The 20,220-nt window shown below is 67.3% G+C and carries 16 protein-coding genes; 8 read left to right on the top strand and 8 right to left on the bottom strand.

Going from position 1 to position 20,220, the window contains the following annotated elements:
- Positions 1 to 36: 36 nt before the first annotated feature.
- The 4 genes from ACZK2R_RS06275 to ACZK2R_RS06260 all read left to right on the top strand — a co-directional run bounded on the left by ACZK2R_RS06275 (position 37) and on the right by ACZK2R_RS06260 (position 4,176).
- Positions 37 to 603 (top strand): TetR/AcrR family transcriptional regulator, encoded by a 567-nt coding sequence (locus tag ACZK2R_RS06275; protein ID WP_010483118.1) that lies wholly within the window; start codon positions 37 to 39, stop codon positions 601 to 603.
- Positions 603 to 2,276: an MFS transporter gene (locus ACZK2R_RS06270; RefSeq protein WP_180837976.1), complete on the top strand. Its 1,674-nt coding sequence runs from the start codon at positions 603 to 605 to the stop codon at positions 2,274 to 2,276. Before ACZK2R_RS06275 ends, ACZK2R_RS06270 begins: the two co-directional genes overlap by 1 nt.
- 10 nt (positions 2,277 to 2,286) lie before the next feature.
- On the top strand, positions 2,287 to 3,447 hold the full coding sequence (locus ACZK2R_RS06265; RefSeq protein ID WP_180837975.1) for an HlyD family secretion protein: 1,161 nt from the start codon (positions 2,287 to 2,289) through the stop codon (positions 3,445 to 3,447).
- A gap of 75 nt (positions 3,448 to 3,522) precedes the next feature.
- The gene (locus ACZK2R_RS06260) at positions 3,523 to 4,176 is read left to right on the top strand and encodes a hypothetical protein (protein ID WP_180837974.1); all 654 of its coding nucleotides are present in this window, start codon (positions 3,523 to 3,525) and stop codon (positions 4,174 to 4,176) included.
- Positions 4,177 to 4,208: 32 nt separating this feature from the next.
- Here the strand turns inward: ACZK2R_RS06260 and ACZK2R_RS06255 are convergent, their stop codons facing one another.
- From ACZK2R_RS06255 to creB, 7 genes are all read right to left on the bottom strand, one after another.
- The gene (locus tag ACZK2R_RS06255; protein WP_004150412.1) at positions 4,209 to 4,700 is read right to left on the bottom strand and encodes a Fur family transcriptional regulator; all 492 of its coding nucleotides are present in this window, start codon (positions 4,698 to 4,700) and stop codon (positions 4,209 to 4,211) included.
- A 34-nt stretch (positions 4,701 to 4,734) separates the two neighbouring features.
- The gene (gene gltX, locus ACZK2R_RS06250; RefSeq protein WP_180837973.1) at positions 4,735 to 6,138 is read right to left on the bottom strand and encodes a glutamate--tRNA ligase; all 1,404 of its coding nucleotides are present in this window, start codon (positions 6,136 to 6,138) and stop codon (positions 4,735 to 4,737) included.
- Positions 6,139 to 6,291: 153 nt separating this feature from the next.
- Positions 6,292 to 7,869, bottom strand: a complete 1,578-nt coding sequence (locus ACZK2R_RS06245) for a M20/M25/M40 family metallo-hydrolase (RefSeq protein ID WP_121503870.1) — start codon at positions 7,867 to 7,869, stop codon at positions 6,292 to 6,294.
- Between the two features lie 142 nt (positions 7,870 to 8,011).
- The gene (locus tag ACZK2R_RS06240; protein ID WP_125895780.1) at positions 8,012 to 8,422 is read right to left on the bottom strand and encodes a hypothetical protein; all 411 of its coding nucleotides are present in this window, start codon (positions 8,420 to 8,422) and stop codon (positions 8,012 to 8,014) included.
- Between the two features lie 10 nt (positions 8,423 to 8,432).
- Positions 8,433 to 9,752, bottom strand: coding sequence for a cell envelope integrity protein CreD (creD, locus tag ACZK2R_RS06235; RefSeq protein WP_110711667.1), 1,320 nt, complete (start codon positions 9,750 to 9,752; stop codon positions 8,433 to 8,435).
- 81 nt (positions 9,753 to 9,833) lie between these two features.
- Entirely contained in the window at positions 9,834 to 11,294 is a 1,461-nt protein-coding gene (gene creC / locus ACZK2R_RS06230) for a two-component system sensor histidine kinase CreC (RefSeq protein WP_125895781.1), read from the bottom strand.
- Between the two features lie 3 nt (positions 11,295 to 11,297).
- Positions 11,298 to 12,023, bottom strand: coding sequence for a two-component system response regulator CreB (creB, locus tag ACZK2R_RS06225; protein ID WP_080355454.1), 726 nt, complete (start codon positions 12,021 to 12,023; stop codon positions 11,298 to 11,300).
- Positions 12,024 to 12,058: 35 nt separating this feature from the next.
- Here creB and ACZK2R_RS06220 point away from each other — a divergent pair, with 35 nt between their 5' ends.
- From ACZK2R_RS06220 to ACZK2R_RS06205, 4 genes are all read left to right on the top strand, one after another.
- The gene (locus ACZK2R_RS06220) at positions 12,059 to 12,916 is read left to right on the top strand and encodes a 23S rRNA (adenine(2030)-N(6))-methyltransferase RlmJ (protein ID WP_180837972.1); all 858 of its coding nucleotides are present in this window, start codon (positions 12,059 to 12,061) and stop codon (positions 12,914 to 12,916) included.
- 95 nt (positions 12,917 to 13,011) lie between these two features.
- Positions 13,012 to 13,557 carry a GNAT family N-acetyltransferase gene (locus tag ACZK2R_RS06215; protein WP_004150340.1) on the top strand — a complete coding sequence of 182 codons (546 nt, stop codon included), beginning with the start codon at positions 13,012 to 13,014 and terminating at the stop codon, positions 13,555 to 13,557.
- A gap of 149 nt (positions 13,558 to 13,706) precedes the next feature.
- Positions 13,707 to 17,171, top strand: coding sequence for a transcription-repair coupling factor (mfd, locus tag ACZK2R_RS06210; RefSeq protein ID WP_478487876.1), 3,465 nt, complete (start codon positions 13,707 to 13,709; stop codon positions 17,169 to 17,171).
- 44 nt (positions 17,172 to 17,215) lie between these two features.
- Positions 17,216 to 17,833, top strand: coding sequence for an HD-GYP domain-containing protein (locus ACZK2R_RS06205; protein WP_046983231.1), 618 nt, complete (start codon positions 17,216 to 17,218; stop codon positions 17,831 to 17,833).
- A gap of 87 nt (positions 17,834 to 17,920) precedes the next feature.
- Here the strand turns inward: ACZK2R_RS06205 and ACZK2R_RS06200 are convergent, their stop codons facing one another.
- Positions 17,921 to 20,014, bottom strand: coding sequence for a M13 family metallopeptidase (locus ACZK2R_RS06200; RefSeq protein ID WP_125894479.1), 2,094 nt, complete (start codon positions 20,012 to 20,014; stop codon positions 17,921 to 17,923).
- Between the last annotated feature and the right edge of the window lie 206 nt (positions 20,015 to 20,220).

Here is a 20,220-nt window from a genome sequence, read left to right as displayed (position 1 = left end):
CTCGCCAATCGGACACTTTTGTCCGAAAATAATTCCATGACTGCCCAACGTGCCGATGCTGCTGCCCGCCGTGCCCTCATCCTCGACGCCGCCGATCATGTGTTCGGCCAACACGGTGTCACCGCCCCGCTGGACCTGGTGGTCGAACGCGCCCAGGTGGGCCGCGCCACCCTGTACCGCAACTTCCCCGACCGCACCGCGCTGATCCAGGCGCTGCTGCAACGTACGGTCGACCGTATCCGGCGCCAGGTCGAGCAGCTCGGCGACCGCGACGATGCCCTGTTCGAAGTGTTCGAGGGTATGGCCCAGCGCATCATCGATTCGCCGGCACTGGCCGATTACTGGCGTGCAGTCGATTCGGACGTGCCGGCCATGCGCACCGCGCGCGAGACCGTGCGCGATCTGCTGGAAGCACCGATCGCCCGTGCCAAGGCCGCCGGCCTGTGCCGGGCTGACCTGGAGAAGACGGATATTTCACTGATCTCGGGCATGCTGGGCGCAGCCCTGCGCGGCAAGACCCGCGACGAGCGCGCCCACCTGGCCGGGCGCGCCCTGCAGCTGCTGCGCGGTGGTCTCCAGGGAGCAACCAGCGAGGCCCGCTGATGGTCCAGCCGTATCTGAAGCCGGTTCCGGATTGGGAGGAGCACGAGAAGCCGACCATGCCCGGTTCGGCGTCGATGCCCTGGCACCCACCGTATCGACGCGTGGCCTATGCACTGGTGTCGCTGCTGGTGGCGATCACCGGTGGCCTTGGCAATGCACTGGTCACCGCCAACCTGCCCTTCCTGCAGGGCCAGCTGGCACTGACGCCGACCCAGGGCAGCTGGCTGGTGGCGGCCTATGCAATGGTCAACGTCACGGCCAACCTGCTGGCCTTCAAGTTCCGCCAGCAGTACGGCATCCGCCTGTTCGCCGAGATCGGCCTGGGCCTGTACGCAGCACTGGCGGTGCTGCACCTGTTCGTTGGCAGCTTCGAGACCACGATGCTGACCCGTGCCGCCAGCGGCTTCGCTGGCGCCGCCTGTTCGACACTGGGCACGCTGTACATGCTGCAGGCGCTGCCACGACGGTTCACCGGCAATCTGCTGGTGGTTGGCGTGGGCCTCTCGCAGCTGGCGGTGCCGATCGCCTGGATCGTCTCGCCGGGCCTGGTCGATACCGGCCAGTGGCATCAGCTCTACTCGTTTGAAGCCGGGCTGGCCCTGTGCGCGTTCGCGGCGGTGGTGGTGCTGAAGCTGCCGCCCGGCATCCAGGTGAAAGCCTTCGAGCCGCTGGACTTCCTCACCTTCGCCCTGCTCGCACCGGCCGTCGCGCTGCTGGTGATCGTGTTGGCGCAGGGCTACACGCGCTGGTGGCTCAACACGCCATGGCTGGGCTGGGCGCTGGTCGCCTCGATCGTGCTGTCCACCACCGCCTTCATCATCGAACACTACCGGCGCAATCCGCTGCTGCAGATCCGCTGGCTGTCGAAGCTGCCGGTGCTGCACTTCATCGTCGGCGCGTTCCTGATCCGCTTCCTGACCACCGAACAGTCCTATGGCGTGGTCAACCTGATGCGCACGCTGGGCATGGGCCCGGACCAGATGCGCCCGCTGTTCGTAGTGATCCTCGCGGGCGTGGTCACCGGCATCGCCGGTGCCTCGCTGACGTTCGGCCCGAAGCGGCTGATCGCGCAGCTGCTGATGGCGATCCTGCTGCTCGGCGCTGCCGCCTTCTTCGATCAGCACCGCACCAGCCTGGACCGGCCGCACGACTTCTATGTCAGCCAGTTCCTGGCCTCGGTCGGTGCCGGCATGTTCATGGGCCCGTTGATCATGCTCGGCATTTCCGCCGCGCTGAAACAGGGCGTGGACCACATGATCACCTTCCTGGTGACGCTGTCGATCACACAGACGCTGGGCGGCCTGGCCGGTTCGGCGGTGCTGGGTACCTTCCAGCTGCACCGCGAGCAGCTGTACTCCAGTGCATTGACCAGCCAGCTCGACCCGGCCGACCCGGTGGTGGCACAACGCCTGCGCCTCCAGCAGCAGCTGTACAGCGCACAGATCACCGACCCGGTGCTGCGCAGCGCGCAGGGCAGCGCGCAGCTGGCGCAGACCACGCGCCGCGAAGCCAACGTGCGTGGCTTCAATGATGTGTTCACGCTGAGCGGTTGGCTGGCGATCGGCTTCCTGGGCTGGTTGCTGCTGCTGTCGCTGCGCACCGCCGTGCTCAAGCAATGGCGCAAGCGCCACCCCACTTCCCCCGCTGCGGTCACGCCGGCCGCGCCCCGCTGAGTCCTCCTCCATGCCTCCCGTCCCGCCCCGCCCCGACGACATCGACGCCGACAACGTCACTCCACCGCCGCCGACCGATGCGGCGCCTGCGCCCACGCCCGCGACACCGGCTGCCGCGCCGAAGTACCTCAAGCCCAGCGCGCGCAGCGTGGTGGTGATGGTGGTGGTGGCCTTGCTGGGCATTGCGCTGATCCTGCGCGCCTGGCACCTGTGGCCGTTCACCAGCAGCGTGATGGTGACCGACAACGCCTATGTGCGCGGGCAGATCACAGTGATGGCGCCACAGGTGAACGGCTACGTGACCGAAGTGCTGGTGAAGGATTTCCAGCACGTGAAGGAGGGCGAGCCACTGCTGCGCATCGATGACCGCATCTACGCGCAGCGTGTGGCCCAGGCACAGGCGACGCTGGACAGCGCACGCGCGGCACTGGCCAACTCGGACCAGTCGCAGGCGCAGAACCGTGCGCAGATCGCTTCGGCGCACGCCACGCTGTCGGCCGGCCAGGCTGAGCTGCAGCGTTCGCGCAATGAATTGAAACGCTACGAGGAACTGGCTGCGCAGCAACTGGTGTCGGTCAACGACCGCGACAAGTTCCGCACCACCCAGGCCTCGGCACAGGCCAGCGTGCAGCAGTCGCAGGCGCAGATCCGCATCGCCGAGGAAACGCTGGTGTCGACCCAGGTGGCGCGCAAGAGCCTGGAGGCCCAGGTGGAAAGTGCACAGGCACAACTGGAACTGGCGCGCATCGACCTGGCCAACACGGTGATCCACGCACCGCGCGACGGCCAGATCAGCGAAGCCAGCGTGCGCGTGGGCCAGTACGTCGCCGCCGGTTCGCAGCTGCTGTTCCTGGTGCCTGACACGCTATGGGTGGTGGCCAACTACAAGGAAGGCCAGACCTGGGGCATGGCGATCGGTCAGCCGGCCACGTTCTCGGTGGACGCGTTCCGGGGCCAGGTGCTGCGCGGCCGCGTGCAGGAGATCGCACCCGCCACAGGTTCGGAGTTCAGCGTGCTGCGCCCGGACAACGCCAGCGGCAACTTCACCAAGGTGGTGCAGCGGCTGCCGGTGCGGATATCGATCAATGAAGGTCAGACGCTGGCCGCGCAGCTGCGGCCCGGCATGTCGGTGATCGTGCGGGTGGATACCCGGTCCAAGCCGATGGACTAGGGTGCAGGCTGCTGGCTGCCTTCACCCCATTGATCCGCTACCGTTGCGGATCTGGATCAGGATCGCTGGAAGACGATGAAATTCACGACACTGGCCAGGCGGGCGGCCAAGGACACGCTGGAAGCGGAAGATCTGATCGCCTTCGTACAGGAGCACGGCGCCGAAGGTGGCGAGGAGATTGAGCGGCTGCGGATACTGCACGGTTGGCCGGATGATGGCCTGCTGGGCGATGGTAGCCGGGTCGTACCGTTCGGCGGCTGGGCCAAGGCCTGCACCGCCTGGGGACGCCAGGGCGTGGAAGGCCTGCGCGATATGCTGGGGGACCCCCAGCTGGCAGTGTTCGCGCTCGGCACACTGGCCGATGTGGGTGGCCCCGCAGCCATTGCCGTCCTGCTGGACTTTGCCGAACGCGCTGACTGGTCGCGTGCGGGCACATCGCGTGATCTGCCCTGCCAGGCGCTTTACTGCCTCAATACTGCGCTTTCGGGGAAGACCGGCGTTGAGGTTACACCCGGCATGCAGGCGTCGATGCTGCGTATCGCCAAGCTCATCTGGGACGCCAGGGTGCCCAATGTGCATTTCCTGGCGCAGGCACTGTATTTCGTGCGCCGTGCCGACCCGGTACCAGCGCTCGCCTGGGTCGAGCAGTTGCGGGTGGACGACCCTGTGCTGGTCGACGCACAGCGCAGCGTCCTGAAGCGTCTGAAAGAGCACGCCGCCCGGGACTGAGCGTGCAGCTCAGTCCGGGTACGCGCCGCGACTCAGCCCGCGCAGCGCGCGCAGAGGCCGTGCACTTCCAGGGTCTGCGCCTGCGGCTGGAAGCCCAGCTCCTTGGCGCGCTTCTCCAGCTGGGTGACGATCTCGCGGTCTTCCAGCTCCACAGCACTGTGGCAGCTGTTGCAGATCAGGAACGGCACCGAGTGCGCGGCACTGCTGGGATGGTGGCAGGCCACGAAGGCATTGACCGATTCCAGCTTGTGCACGAAGCCATTGGCCATCAGGAAGTCGAGCGCGCGGTAGACGGTGGGCGGGGCGTCAGCGCCCACGCCCTTGCCGTTGCGCACCCATTCCAGCAGCTCGTAGGCCTTGACCGGCTTGCCGGCCTCGGCGATCAGCTTCAGCACATTGGCGCGGATCGGGGTCAGGCGCAGCCCGCGTTCGCGCGAGACACGCTCGACCACCGCCACGAAATCCGATGCGTCGTGGACGTGGTGGTGCGGGGCGGTACAGGCAGTGGCGGTCTTGGCGGGCATGCGTGTTCTCCGGTTCGGGCCTGGCAAGGATGCCTCAGGCCGTTGCTACCTTGGTGATGGCCACATCAATGCGTTTCAAGGCCTGCTCGCGGCCGGCCAGGTAAACGGTATGGGAAATGTCAGGACTGACTTGGGTGCCGGTGATGGCCACGCGCAGCGGCTGGGCCACCTTGCCCATGCCGATTTCCAACGCTGCGGCCGCGTCGTGCAGGGCGACGCCCACCGACTCGGCGGTCCATTCCGGCAAGGCGGCCAGCAGCTCGCGGGCCTTGCCCAGCGCCACTTCGGCACCGGCCTTGAAGTGCTTGGCCACCGCCGCTTCGTCGTACTCGGTCAGCGGCTGGTACCAGACCACCGCCTTCTCGGCCATTTCCTTCAGGGTCTGCACGCGTTCACGCAGGGCGATCACCACATCCTCCGGGGCGGGGCCGGCGGCCACGTCCAGGCCCAGCTTCTGCAGCTGGTAGACCAGGTGCGGCACGATCGCGGCCACGTCCTCGGTCTTCAGGAAGTGCTGGTTGACCCAGCCCAGCTTGGCCATGTCCAGACGCGAGGCCTTGGAATTGCAGTCCTTCACGTCGAACAGGTCGATCAGCTCCTGGCGGCTGAACAGCTCCTGGTCACCGTGCGACCAGCCCAGGCGGGCCAGGTAGCTCAGCAGCGCGTCCGGCAGGTAGCCGGCGTCCTTGTACTGCATCACGTCGGCCGCGCCGGTGCGCTTGGACAGCTTGGCGCCCTGCTCGTCGAGGATCATCGGCATGTGGCCGAACTTCGGCACCGGCGCGCCGATGCTTTCGTACAGGTTGATCTGGCGCGGGGTGTTGTTGATGTGGTCGTCGCCGCGGATGACCTCGGTGATGCCCATGTCCCAGTCGTCCACCACCACCGCGAAGTTATAGGTGGGGTAGCCGTCCGGGCGGAAGATGACCATGTCATCCAGCTCGCTGTTGGCGATCTCGATGCGGCCCTTGATCAGGTCGTCGAACACCACCGTGCCTTCCAGCGGGTTCTTGAAGCGGATGACGCGGTTCGGGTCGTCCTTGCGCGGCAGGCCCAGTTCGCGTGCAGCGCCGTTGTAGCGCGGCTTCTCCTGCTTGGCCATGGCGGCCTCGCGCATCGCGTCCAGCTCTTCGCGGGTCTCATAGGCGTAGTACGCCTTGCCGTCGGCCACCAGCTGCTCGGCCACTTCCAGGTAACGGGCGACGCGGTCGGTCTGGTAGATCGGGCCTTCGTCATAGTCCAGGCCCAGCCACTCCATCGCCTCCAGGATCGCGTCGATCGCGCCCTGGGTGCTGCGTTCACGGTCGGTGTCCTCGATGCGCAGCACGAACTCGCCGCCACGGTGGCGGGCCTCCAGCCAGCAGTACAGCGCGGTGCGGGCACCGCCGATGTGCAGGTAACCGGTGGGGCTGGGGGCGAAGCGGGTGCGGCAGGTCATGGACGGCTCGAGGAACGGGAATCCCCCGATTTTACCAGCCCGCCGCCCCCGACGGAAAAAGGGGACGGAGGGGATTAAGTCGCGATTGCCCAGCCGCTGGGCCTGCAACCGGGAAACGGAGGGGAGAAACGACTTAATCCCCTCCGTCCCCTTTTACGGTTCTACCTTGCGTGGGAAGGACTGCTCGCGCATTGCGGCGTTGTAGGCGAACGAGGCGACGATGGCTGCGGCCTGCTTCAGGTCTTCCGGTTCGGCGTGGTCCCAGGTGTCCAGGTGGCTGTGGTGGACGTTGGTGAAGTAGTCCAGCCGGTCCTGGATGAACTGGAAGCCCGGCAGGCCGATGCGGTCGAAGCTGATGTGGTCGGTGCTGCCGGTGTTGCGGGTGGCCACGGTGGTGGCGCCGACGTCATGGAACGGGGCCAGCCAGGCTTCGAAGATCGGCATCGCCGCCAGGTTTTCCTGTGCATAGATGCCACGGAAGCGGCCCGAGCCGTTGTCCATGTTGAAGTAGACCTGGAACTTGCCGTAGTCGCGGGTCTTCTGCAGCGCGCCGGTCGGCTCGCGCAGCGAGGCCGGCAGCGCCTTCTGCGCCGGGTCGGTGGGTTCCGGGAAACGGCCGAAGTGCTTGGCCACATAGGCCTGCGAGCCGATCAGGCCCTGCTCCTCGCCGCTCCACAGCGCCACCCGGATGGTGCGCTTGGGCTTGGCGCCGGTGGCCTTGAGGATGCGCATCGCTTCCATCATCACCGCCACGCCGGCCGCGTTGTCGGCCGCACCGGTACCACTGTGCCAGGAATCCAGGTGCGCGCCGATCATCACCACTTCATCGGGCCTGCTGCTGCCACGGATCTCGGCCAGCGTGTTGTAACCCGGCTGGTCGGCCTCGTCGGTGAAGCGCGCGGCCACATCCACGCGCAGGCGCACGGTCTGCTTGGCCTCCAGCGCGCGCACCAGCGGATTGAAGTGTTCGCTGATCATCGCCAGTTCGGGGATGCCCACCGATTCACCGGCCTTGCGCGAGCCGCCACCGGCAACGCGGATGATGCCGTTGTCCCAGCTGCTGATGCTGATCGAGGCCAGCGCGCCTTCTTCCACGAAGAACGCATTGACCTTGGTCGCCAGCTGCTGGCGTTCCTGGTATTCCTTGACCCGCTTCGCACGCTCGGCGGTGGCGTCCTTGTCCTTGGGCAGGGTGAACTCCTGCAGGCCCTCCAGCGAGGTGGCGTCGTGGCGGTGCGAATCCGCCTCGGTGCCGCGCTTGTACTCGCGCGCCTCGCCCAGCAGCAGGATCTTGCCGCGCAGCTTGCCGCGGTACTTCTCGATGTCCTCGGGCTTCTTGATCTCGACCTGCACCAGCTCGCCTTCAACCGGTCCCTTGGTACCAGGGGTCCAGGCCTTGGGCAGCGCATGCAGCGGCTGCACGCGGTCCCCCAGCATCTCCACGCTGGCCGAGGTGAACTCCCAGCCGCGCCCGAAGTCGTCGAAGGCTTCGTCGTGGACGTTGTCCAGCTTCCATTCGTTGAACTTGCCGCGGGTCCACGCATTGGCGCGGCCCATCGCCGGCGAGTTGGTCAGTCGCGGGCCGATGCGTTCGGTGAGGTAGCTGAAGGTGTCCATCACCTGCGAACGGTGGAAGGCCTCCTGGCGGATGCGGCTGACCATGTCCAGGTCCACCGGCTCGCGCTGCTGCGCGCCTGCATTGCCACCCATCGCCAGCGCTGCGGCAAGCATGCCCCACTTCAACACATCGCACCCCTGCCCTTCGGCTCGATCATCAACCCATCGAGTCTAGCCAGCAGGGGCGCGCCGATACCGTCCCATCGGTCATGGACAGCGACAGTAGATACAGGTCATGCGTGGATGAACAACCGAATCACCCACTCCATCCCAGCCACAACTGCGCCCGTTCCGGCAGCAGCAGCAACCAGTGCCGCCGGTCGATGCTGCTGCAGCCGTACACCGCCGCGTGTGCCGGCCAGCCATCCGGAAGGCCGCCGATACCTATCTCGGCCAGCGCCTCCGCCCCGGCCTTCCATGGCCGGTAGCGCGGCACCCTGCCGGCCAGCGCACCGCGTCCCTGCCGTGCGCCCTGCAGCCAGGCCAGTCCCTGGCCCTGCAGTCCCTCGCAGGTCGCCGCCGCCAGCTGGAAGCGGACCAGGCCGGGGGCGATCCGTGCCCCCGGCAGGGCCGCCAGCACGCCATGTGCCTGCAGCAGCGCATCCACTTCCAGCAGGGCCGGAATGCCCTGCCGTGCCCGTTGCCGCAATCCCTGGCGCCAGCTCATGGCGTGCTCCTTACTTCAGTTCCGCGCCAAGCGCGTACCAGTCCACCCGGCGGGTCACCCACATCGCCAGCGCCAGGATCACGAACAGCAGCAGTGAACCCATCAGCAGCGCGTTGTTCTCCGACACCAGCAGGCCATACAGCGCGCCATACAACACGGTCAGCAGCGCAGCGAAGCCGAGGCCGCGCTTCCAGTGGCCCAGCACGTTGGCCAGGTACACCGCCTGCAGGCCGATACAGGCCACCGCCGAGACCAGGTAGGCCTTCCAGAACGCGATGTGCTCGGACAGGCTGATCAGCAGCAGGAAGAAGATCGCCAGCGCCAGGCCCACCATGAGGTACTGCAGCGGGTGGATGCGCAGCGACCTGATCAGCTCGAACAGGATGAAGCCGACGAAGGTGAGCAGCACGAACAGCACGCCGTATTTCGAGGCACGGTCGGCCTGGGTGTAGGCATCGACCGGATCAACCAGTGACACCGTCACCGCCTGCGACTCGACCGCACCATCATTGCGCAGCTGTCGCTGTGCATCGGAGGCCAGCGAAGACACCGCCCAGCGCGCATCGAAGCCCTGTGCGTCGACGCGACGCTCGTTGGGCAGGAACGCACCGCTGAATGACGGATGCGGCCAGCTCGAACGCAGTGCGATCTTGGTGTCATCGCCCACCGGCACCACCGACAGCATGCGGCTGCCATCCAGGCGCAGCTCGAGTTCGACGGTGCTGGCAGCCAGCGTGCCGCCATGGTCTTCGGCGAATCCGGCCACCGGTGCGTGCAGGCCTCGCCCCACCTCGCTGGCCGCACCAACGCCAGGCAGCAGGCGCAGCTGCTTGCCATCCACGCGCAGGTTCGGCGTACCGACCAGGCCACGCACATCGGAAATGCCCACCGCCACATACGGCTGGCCATAGCTGCGGCCGGCCTTCACCGGATAGTCGTCTGCAGCGAACGTCGCCTTCATCTGGCCGTTCCAGCTGTACACCGGCACCTTGAACAGGCCGACCTCACGCTGGCTCGGCAGCATCTCGCCGCCCACCTCCAGCGACGCCGGCATCTGCAGCCAGTGCCCCTCGGTGACCTGCACCTCGGTCTTCTTGACGCCCAGCGGGTCGACCAGTTCAACCTGCTTGCGTTCCACCCACGGCACCACCCGCACCGGGCCCACCAGCTGCTGTGCACCGGCGCGGCTGTCGGCCACCCGTGAGAAGGCCTCGTCGCGGTACGCGCTACGTTCGTTGATGACCCCGCGGATCATCGTCAGCGGCACCAGCAGCAGCAGGATCAGCCCGCCGACAATGGCGAACCGCAGCAGCATCTTCAGGGATTTCATGGTCCATCCTCGTTGGAGAGGGCTGCAGGATGGACCGCCGCGGTGAGCAGGGTTTGTGGCGAATTTGAAGCGAGTGTGAAGTCAGCGGCGCGGGCGCTGGCCTGGCACACCCAAAGGCAGCCACAGGCTGGCCACGGTGCCGCCGCCCTCGCGGATATCCACGCTGGCACGCCCATCATGCAGGCGCGCGACCTCCTGCACGAACGGCAGGCCCAGGCCGGAGCTGCGCCGCCCGCTGCCGGGGCGGGCCAACGAATAGAAGCGCTCGAACACCCGCTCACGCGCGTAGTCGGGAATGCCGGCGCCACGGTCGGCCACCTGCAGGCGCACGCCCTGCCCGTCCACCTCGGCCTGCAGCGCGATCTCCGCGCCGGCCGGCGAGAAGGCAATCGCGTTGTCGATCAGGTTGTGCAGTGCCTGCCGCAGCAGGTAGGCGTCGCCCTGCACCCGCAGGTCGGGCACGCTGCCGATGCGGACCTGCACGCCGGCCGCCTGCGCGCGCACCTGCGCGGCCGCCGCCGCATCGGCCAGCAATGCCGGCAGCGCGATCGGGTCACGCGTCTGCAGCCAGCCGTGCTGTTCCACTTCGGCCAGCGCCAGCAGCTTGTCGATGGTCTCGGTCAGCCGCTCCTGCTGGTCGACGATGCTGCGGGCGAAATGCACGCGATCGGCCTCCGGCAATGGCTCCTGCAGCAGCTCGGCGGCACCGCGGATCGCCGCCAGCGGGCTCTTCATCTCGTGCGTCAGCGACTGCACGTACTGCTCGACGTAGGCCTTGCCTTCGAGCTTCTGGCGCATCGTTTCCAGCGCCTGGCCGAGATCGCCGATCTCGTCGCGGCGGCGCCGTGGTGGTGGCACCGGTTCGCCCGCGCTGACCGCGCGTGCATAGCGGCTGAGCTGGCCGAGGCCGGTGGTCAGCCACATCGTCACCAGCACGCCGACCAGCGCCGACAGCCCGATCAGCCACGCACCACGCTCGATGATGGCGCGCTGGCTGGCAGCGATGAACGGATCGATGCTGCGGTTCGGCTGGGCCAGGCTGAGCACGCCGATCAGCGTGCGGCCGTCGGCCGGGTCATATACCGGCGCCGCCACATGCATCACCGTATCGCCCTCTTCGCCGGCAATCTCGGGGCTGGAACGCGCGCCGTACTCACCGCGCAGGGTGCGGTAGACATCGTTCCAGCGCGAATTGTCGCGGCCCAGGTCACGACCCAGCGAGTCGTAAATGACGATGCCCTTGGCATCGGTGATGGTCACCCGGTAATCCAGCGAGCGCTTGGGGAAACGCCAGACCATTGCCTTCAGGTCGCGCTGCCGCGCCTTGGCCAGGTTGCGGGTGAAGCTGCCGCTGCGGATGGTGCCGTCCTTGACGTCGGCGGCGGCCATCTCGGCCAGCACGTTGGCCGCATCGACCAGGGTCGATTCCATCGCCTGGCGCACACCGGGCTTCACCTCGTTGACGAACACGCGCATCACGAAGAACGCGGCGATGCCGGTGATCAGGAAGAAGCCGAGGAACAGCTTCAGTACCAGGCGCATCGGCTAGACCTCCAGCGCGTAGCCGAGGCCACGGTGGGTGCGGATCGGGTCGTCGCTGGCACCGGCCGCGCGCAGCTTGGCGCGCAGCGTCTTGACGTGGGTGTCGACGGTGCGGTCGGCACTGTCGGCACTGCTGTCCCAGCCCCGGTCCATCAGCTGCGCGCGGCTGAGGATGGCACCCGGGCGCTGCAGCAGCGCTTCCAGCAGTGCGTACTCATAGCGGGTCAGGTCCAGCGCATGGCCGCGGAAGCGGATGCGCCGGCCCTCGCGGTCAATGGCGAACGCGCCATGCTCCTGCCAGCCCGCATCGGCGCTGGGCGCTGCGACGACCGGCGCCGCACGGCGCAGGCGTGCACGCACCCGTGCGACCAGCTCGCGCGGCGAGAACGGCTTGGTCATGTAGTCGTCGGCGCCCAGCTCCAGGCCGAGCACGCGGTCCACTTCGTCGTTGCGCGCGGTCAGGAAGATCACCGGCAGCTGCGCCGCCGGCCCCGGCTGCGCACGCAGCCGCCGGCAGACCTCGAAGCCGCCAAGATCGGGCAGGCCCACGTCCAGCACCAGCACATCGATATCGCCGGCCTGCAGCCGCTGCAGGGCCTCACCGCCCAACAGGCAGTGACTGGCGGCATAGCCCTCGCTGCGCAGCGCATAGAGCACGGTTTCGGCGATGGCGGCTTCGTCCTCGACCACCAGGACATGGGCAACAGGAGCTGTCATGGCGCGCAGCATAGCCGCTGCGGCCGCCGCCCCGTACACTGCCGCCCATGAACTATCGCCACGCCTTCCATGCCGGCAACCACGCCGATGTGCTCAAGCACATCGTGCAGCTGGCCCTGATCGACAGCTTCAAGCGCAAGGACAGCCCGTTCTTTGTGCTCGACACCCACGGCGGCGCCGGCCGCTACCTGCTGGCCAGCGAAGAGAGCCGCAAGACCCTCGAGGCTGAATCCGGGATCATGCGGCTGATGGCCCAGCCCAAGCTGCCGGAGGTGGTCGAGCGCTATCTGAAGGCGGTGCAGGCCGATAATCCGGTGGGCGCCCTGACCAACTACCCGGGCTCGCCGCTGCTGAGCGCGCAGGCGATGCGCGCGCAGGACCGCATGGCGGTCTGTGAGCTGCAGGAAGCCGAAACGGCCACGCTGAAGGCCCTGTTCGCCCATGACAGCCGCGTCGACGTGCGGGCGGGCGATGGCTATGCGCTGCTGCGCTCGCTGCTGCCGCCGAAGTTCAACGGCAGCAAGATCGGCCGCGGCCTGGTGCTGATCGACCCGCCCTACGAGGCCCAGGACGCCGAATACCAGGCCGTCCTGGCCGCGCTGGCCGAGACCCTGGCGCGCTGGCCGCAGGCTACCTGCGCGGTGTGGTTCCCGATCAAGCAGCGCCGCACTATCCTGCACTTCCTGCGCAAGGCCACCGCCCTGCCGGTGAAATCGGCGATGACGATCGAGTTCCTGGTGCGGCCGGACGACTCGCCGCTGCTCCTCAACGGCAGCGGCATGCTGCTGCTCAACCCGCCCTGGCAGTTCGACCGGGTGGTCGGCCCGGCCCTGCCGGCGCTGCGCCAGCACCTGGGTGAACCCGGTGCCAGCACCCGCCTGGATTGGCTCAAAGCCCCCGAATAACGGCCTTCACGAGGCTGTACCGCTGTGAGCCTTTCGTTCACGGAATGCAGCCCCGGTGATGCCACAATCGATGGACCACCAAGGAATCACCCGGTATGGCCACTCGCAACCGCATGCCGCCCTGGCATGAGATCTTCAAGGCTCCCAGCGGCCACGAGCTGCTGATCCGCCCCATCCGCCCGGAAGATGGCGCGCCGCTGCAAGCGGCGTTCAGCCTGTTCGGGCCGGAAGAAATCCGTGATCGTTTCCTGCAGGCGGTGACCGAGCTGTCGCCGGAAACCACCCAGCGCCTGACCCACCCGAATCCCAAGACCGAGATCACCCTGGTCGCAGCCGAATCCCTGCCCGCTGGCGAAGCGGTGGTCGGCGCGGTCGCCCGGGCCTCGATCATCCCCGGTACCCGTGAAGCCGAGTACGCGATCCTGATCAGCCGCTTCCTCATTGGCCAGGGCCTCGGCCGGCAGCTGATGCGCAAGCTGGTGAAGTGGGGCCGCGGCAAGTACCTGGACCGTCTTTACGGCGACGTTGCCGCCGAGAACGAGCCGATGAAGCAGCTGGCCGCCTCGCTGGGCTTCAAGCCGGTCCCGCACCCGACCGGTGCCGAAGGCCTGGTGCGGATGGTGCTGGAGCTGGACAACTGATGGATGCGCCGGGCATCGCCCGGCGCGTCATTCCGGTAGTGCCGGCCGCTGGCCGGCATTGCGTTCCCCCAACCGCACATGAGGCGGCCGGCCAACGGCCGGCACGACTCGCCGGGCTTCGATCGGGCTTCTGCTAAAATCCGGGGTCCATGTCGCGTACCTCATACCCCGCCCCGCCGCTGCCGCGCGCCGGCCAGCTCCGCGCCTGGTGGCGCGCCCCCGCATCGCCGACCGCCCTGGCCTGGTATCTGGCCCAGGCCGCGCGTGCGCACGACGCCCCGCTGCTGGTGATCGCCCGTGACAACCACGGAGCCAACCAGCTTGAAGCCGACCTGCAGACCCTGCTCGGCGGCGATCCGGCCCTGCCGGTGGTGGCCTTCCCGGACTGGGAAACCCTGCCCTACGACCGCTTCAGCCCGCATCCGGACATCATTTCGCAGCGCCTGTCCGCCCTGCACCGCCTGCCCACGCTGAAGCGCGGCCTGGTGATCGTGCCGGTGCAGACCCTGCTGCAGCAGCTGGCCCCGCGCAGCTACGTGATCGGTGGCAGCTTCGACATGAAGGTCGGCCAGCGCCTGGATCTGGAAGCCGAGAAGCGTCGCCTGGAAAGTGCTGGTTACCGCAACGTCCCGCAGGTGATGGACCCGGGTGACTTCGCCGTGCGCGGCGGCCTGCTCGATGTGTTCCCGATGGGCGCCGACGAGCCGCTGCGGGTGGAGCTGCTGGACGAGGACATCGACTCGATCCGTGCCTTCGACCCGGAAAGCCAGCGCTCGCTCGACAAGGTCGAGGCGGTGCACATGCTGCCGGGCCGCGAAGTGCCGATGGACGAAGCCAGCATCGCCCGCGTGCTGGCCACGCTGCGCGAACGCTTCGATGTCGATACCCGGCGCAGCGCGCTGTACCAGGATCTGAAGTCCGGGCTGGCCCCGGCCGGCGTCGAGTACTACCTGCCGCTGTTCTTCGAACGCACCGCGACCCTGTTCGACTACCTGCCCGACGGCAGCCTGCCGGTGGTCTGCGCCGGTGCCGGCGAAGCCGCCGAGGCGTTCTGGGCGCAGACCGGCGAGCGTTACGAGCAGCGCCGCCACGATGTGGAACGGCCGCTGCTGCCGCCGTCGGCGCTGTATCTGTCGCCGGAACTACTGCGCGAGCGTCTGAACGATGCCCCGCGCATCGAAGTGTGGTCGGCTGACCACGCGCGCATCGCCGATGCCCATGCGTTGGGCGACCAGCCGCTGCCGCCGCTGCCGGTGGCCGCGCGCGAGGCCCCCACTGGCGACGCGCTGAAATCCTTCCTCGGCCATTATCCGGGCCGGGTGCTGATTGCCGCCGATTCGCCCGGGCGTCGCGAGGCGCTGCTGGAAGTGTTGCAGGCCGCCGAGCTGAAGCCGCCGGTGGTGGCCGACTTGCCCAGCTTCCTCGCCGACGATGCGCGCTTCGCGATCGCGGTGGCGCCGCTGGAGGATGGCTTCGCACTGGACGATCCGCGCATCGCGGTGCTGACCGAGCGCCAGCTGTTTCCCGAGCGCGCCGGCAGCACCCGCCGCACGCGCCGTGCCGGCCGCGAGCCGGAAGCGATCATCCGCGACCTCGGTGAACTGACCGAGGGTGCGCCGATCGTGCACGAGGATCATGGCGTCGGCCGCTACCGCGGCCTGATTGCGATGGACGTCGGCGGCATGCCCGGCGAGTTCCTGGAAATCGAATACGCCAAGGGCGACCGCCTGTATGTGCCGGTCGCCCAGCTGCACCTGATCAGCCGCTACTCCGGTGCTTCGGCGGAAACCGCGCCGCTGCATTCGCTGGGCGGCGAACAGTGGAGCAAGGCCAAGCGCAAGGCCGCCGAGAAGGTGCGCGACGTGGCTGCAGAGCTGCTGGAGATCCAGGCCCGCCGCCAGGCCCGTGCTGGCCTGGCGCTGCAGGTAGACCGCGCGATGTACGAACCGTTCGCGGCCGGTTTCCCGTTCGAGGAAACCCCGGACCAGCTGGCCGCGATCGACGCCACCCTGCGCGACCTGGCCAGCAGCCAGCCGATGGACCGCGTGGTCTGCGGCGACGTAGGCTTCGGCAAGACCGAGGTGGCGGTGCGTGCGGCATTCGCCGCCGCCAGTGCCGGCAAGCAGGTGGCCGTGCTGGTGCCGACCACGCTGCTGGCCGAACAGCATTACCGCAACTTCCGCGACCGTTTCGCCGATTACCCGCTGAAGGTCGAGGTGCTGTCGCGCTTCAAGACCACCAAGGAAATCAAGGCCGAGCTGGAAAAGGTCGCCGCCGGCACCATCGACGTCATCGTCGGTACCCATCGCCTGCTGCAGCCGGACGTGAAGTTCAAGGACCTGGGCATGGTCATCGTCGACGAGGAGCAGCGTTTCGGCGTACGCCAGAAGGAAGCGCTGAAGGCGCTGCGCGCCAACGTGCACCTGCTCACACTGACCGCCACGCCGATTCCGCGCACGCTGAACATGGCCATGGCCGGCCTGCGCGACCTGTCGATCATCGCCACGCCGCCGCCGAACCGGCTGGCGGTGCAGACCTTCATCACCCAGTGGGACAATGCGCTGCTGCGCGAAGCCTTCCAGCGCGAGCTGGCGCGTGGTGGCCAGCTGTACTTCCTGCACAACGACGTGGAAAGCATCGGCCGCATGCAGCGCGAGCTGTCCGAGCTGGTGCCGGAGGCGCGCATCGGCATCGCCCACGGGCAGATGCCCGAGCGCGAGCTGGAAAAGGTGATGCTTGATTTCCAGAAGCAGCGCTTCAACGTACTGCTGTCGACCACGATCATCGAATCGGGCATCGACATCCCCAACGCCAACACCATCATCATCAACCGCGCCGACCGCTTCGGCCTGGCCCAGCTGCACCAGCTGCGTGGCCGCGTCGGTCGTTCGCACCACCGCGCCTACGCCTACCTGGTGGCGCCCGACCGCCGCTCGATCACCCCGGATGCGGAAAAGCGCCTGGAAGCGATCGCGTCGATGGACGAGCTCGGTGCCGGCTTCACCCTGGCCACGCACGATCTGGAAATCCGCGGTGCCGGTGAACTGCTGGGCGAGGACCAGAGCGGGCAGATGGCCGAGGTCGGCTTCAGCCTCTACACCGAGCTGCTGGAGCGCGCGGTGCGCAGCATCAAGCAGGGCAAACTGCCCGACCTGGATGCCGGCGAGGAAGTGCGCGGTGCCGAGGTCGAGCTGCATGTGCCGGCGCTGATTCCGGAAGACTACCTGCCGGACGTGCATACCCGCCTGACCCTGTACAAGCGTATTTCCAGCGCGCGCGACAGCGATGCGCTGCGCGAACTGCAGGTGGAGATGATCGATCGCTTCGGCCTGCTGCCGGATGCGGCCAAGCACCTGTTCGCCATCGCCGAGCTGAAGCTGAAGGCCAATACGCTGGGCATCCGCAAGCTGGACCTGGGCGAAAACGGTGGCCGCATCGTGTTCGAGTCCAAGCCGAACATCGATCCGATGGCGGTGATCCAGCTGATCCAGAAACAACCCAATCTCTACGCCATGGAAGGGCCTGACAAGCTGCGCATCAAGCACCCGCTGCCGTTGCCGGAAGACCGCTTCAATGCGGCCCGCGCCCTTCTGACCACCCTCGCCCCGGGTTGATCGCCCCCGAATACCCCGCACCGGTCCCCACCCGGTGCGGGCGGATGACCATGTTTCCTGACGCCGTACCCGCCCCCGACCTGCTGCACGCGCAGGCCTGCCTGATCGATGCCCTCTCGATGTCGCTGCAGATGCGCGACGCCTACACCCGCCACCACTGCGATCGCGTCGGACTGCTCGCGCAGCGCCTGGCCGCACGCTGCGATCTCGACGATGAAGCCTGCGCGCAGATCGGCCTGGCCGCCCGTTTCCACGACATCGGCAAGATCGGCATTCCCGACGATGTGCTGCTGGCCCCGCGCCGGCATACCGACGAGGAGCGCGCGATCATGCGCGAGCATCCGGTGCGTGGCGAGCACATTTTCATGGCCACCGGCCGCAGCGATGCCGTACCGGTGGCACGGCTGATCCGCACCCATCACGAGGCCTTCGATGGCAGTGGCTATCCCGATGGCCTGCGCGGCGAAGACATTCCACTCGGTGCACGCATCGTCACCATCGCCGATGCCTACGACGCGATGACCAGCGTGCGTCCCTACCGCACCGCGATGGAGCACGAAAAGGTGCTGCGGATCATTGACGAGCAATCCGGCGGCCTGATCGATCCCTACGTGCTGCAGCGCTTCCATCGCATGCTGGCGCAGGAGCCGGCGCTGGCCTGAGACGGGCATGGCCCGGCGCTACCGATCAGACAAACAAAAGGCCCGGCGTTCGCCGGGCCTTCTGCATCACGCATCACCTGCGATCGGTTACCAGATCACCACGCGCTTGTCGTCGGCACGCACCATCGCGTCGCCGGCCTTGCACTGGAACGCAGCGGCATACGACGGCATGTTCGACGGCGCGCCGTTGGCACGGAAGTTGGCCGGCGCGTGCGGGTCGGTGTTCAGGCGGACGCGCAGCTCACCGTCGGTGAAGTTGCGGCGCCACACGGTAGCCCAGTTCATGAAGAAGCGCTGGTCCTGGCTGTGACCATCGACTTCGACATTCGCCTTCGGATCTTCCTTCAGCGCCATCTGCAACGCGTCGTAGGCCACGGTCAAGCCGCCCAGGTCGCCGATGTTCTCGCCCAGGGTCAGCTTGCCCTTCACGAACACGCCCGGCACCGATTCATAGCCATCGAACTGCGCGACCAGCTGGTCGGTACGTTCGGTGAAGGCCTTGCGGTCGGCGTCGGTCCACCAGTTGTCGAAGTTGCCGTTGGCAGCGAACTGGCTGCCCGAGTCGTCGTAGCCGTGCATCATCTCGTGGCCGATGACCGCACCGATGCCGCCGTAGTTCAGCGCCGGATCGGCCTTGGCGTCGAAGAACGGTGCCTGCAGGATCGCCGCCGGGAACACGATCTCGTTCTTGGTGGCGTTGTAGTAGGCATTGACGGTCTGCGGGGTCATGCCCCACTCGGTCTTGTCCACCGGCTTGCCGATCTTGTCCAGCATGTAGCGGTAATTGAACGCACGCGCCGCCTGCATGTTGCCCAGGTAGCTGTCGCCGTTGGTCTGCAGGCCCGCCCAGTCACGCCACTTGTCCGGGTAACCGATCTTCGGGGTGAAGCTGGCCCACTTCTCCAGGGCCTTCTTCTTGGTTTCTTCGCCCATCCACGGCAGCTGCTCCAGGCGCGCCTTCAGCGCCTGCGACAGGTTTTCCACCAGGTGCTGCATGGCCACCTTGGATTCGGCTGGGAACACGGCGTCGACGTACAGCTGGCCCAGGGCTTCGCCCATGCCACCGTTGACCGACTCCAGCACACGCTTCCAGCGCGGCTGCATTTCCTTCTGGCCACGCAGGGTGGTGCCGTAGAAATCGAAGTTGGCCTTCTCGAACTGGCTGCTCAGGTACGGCGAGGCGTCGTCGATGGTGTGGAAGCGCAGGTAGGCCTGCCAGGTGCTGGGCATGGTATCGGCCAGCATCTTGTCCATTTCACTGAAGAAGCCCGGCTGGGCCAGCGAGAACTTCTGCGCGGCCGGCACCTTCAGGGTGTCGAACAGCGCGGTCCAGCTGAAGTTCGGGGTCAGCTTGTCGGCGTCGGCGGCGCTGAGCGGGTTGTAGCGCTTGGCCGGGTCACGCATTTCGATGCGCGACATCGAGGCCTTGGCCAGGCGGGTTTCAAAGGCCATCACGGCCTTGGCCTGCTCGGCGGCCCGTGCCGCGTCCACGCCGGACAGGGTCAGCACCTGTGCGATGTAGGCCACGTAGGCATCGCGGATCTTGGCCTGCGCATCGTCGAAGTAGTAGCCCTTCTCCGGCAGGCCCAGGCCGCCCTGGCCGACGTAGGCGATGACGTTGGCCGAATCCTTGTAGTCGGCATTGGCGAACAGCGAGAACAGCACGCCCTTGCCCTCGGCCTGGCTGTCGCGCAGGTACTGGGTGATGGCGGCGGTGTCGTTCAGCGCGGTGATCTTGTCCAGCTGCGGCTGCAGCGGCGCCAGGCCGGCGGCTTCAATCTTGGCCTCGTCGTTACCGGTCTTCCAGATGTCACCGATCTTGGCTTCCACCGAGCCGGCCTTGGCCTGGCTGGCGGCGGCCTGCTGCACCAGCGTGTGCTGCACTTCCAGCGAACGCTCGCGCAGGATCTCGAAGCTGCCCCAGGTGGTCTGGTCGCCCGGCACCGGGTTGGCCTTCAGCCACTTGCTGTTGACGAAGCCATTGAGGTCGGTACAGGCCGAAATGGCCGGATCCAGGTCGGCGCTGTTGAGCGAGATCAGCGGCGTCTTGATCTGCGACAGGTCGAAGGCCGGCTTGGCGTCGGCGCTGGCCGCCGGCGCGGTTTCATTCTTGCCACAGGCCGCCAGCGAGGCAGCGATGGCGATGGTCAGGCCCAGCGGGACCAGGTTGCGGACGTTCATGAGGCTCTCCTGCAGGTAATTTCACAGGGTAGCCGGGGGGGCCTGCGGTGGGACCGGCCAAAGGTCACAGGACGCGCTTATGTAGAGTCGAGCCATGCTCGACTGCTCTCCGTTCCGGGTTTATTGTCCTTGCGGCAAGAGGCCAACAGCAGTCGAGCATGGCTCGACTCTACAAAAAGCGAAGGCCGGCTTGCGCCGGCCTTCTG

This window comes from Stenotrophomonas sp. 96582_Sma, from assembly GCF_056480905.1.
Note: the sequence above shows the minus strand (reverse complement) of the source record. Positions and strands in the feature narration are given on the sequence as shown.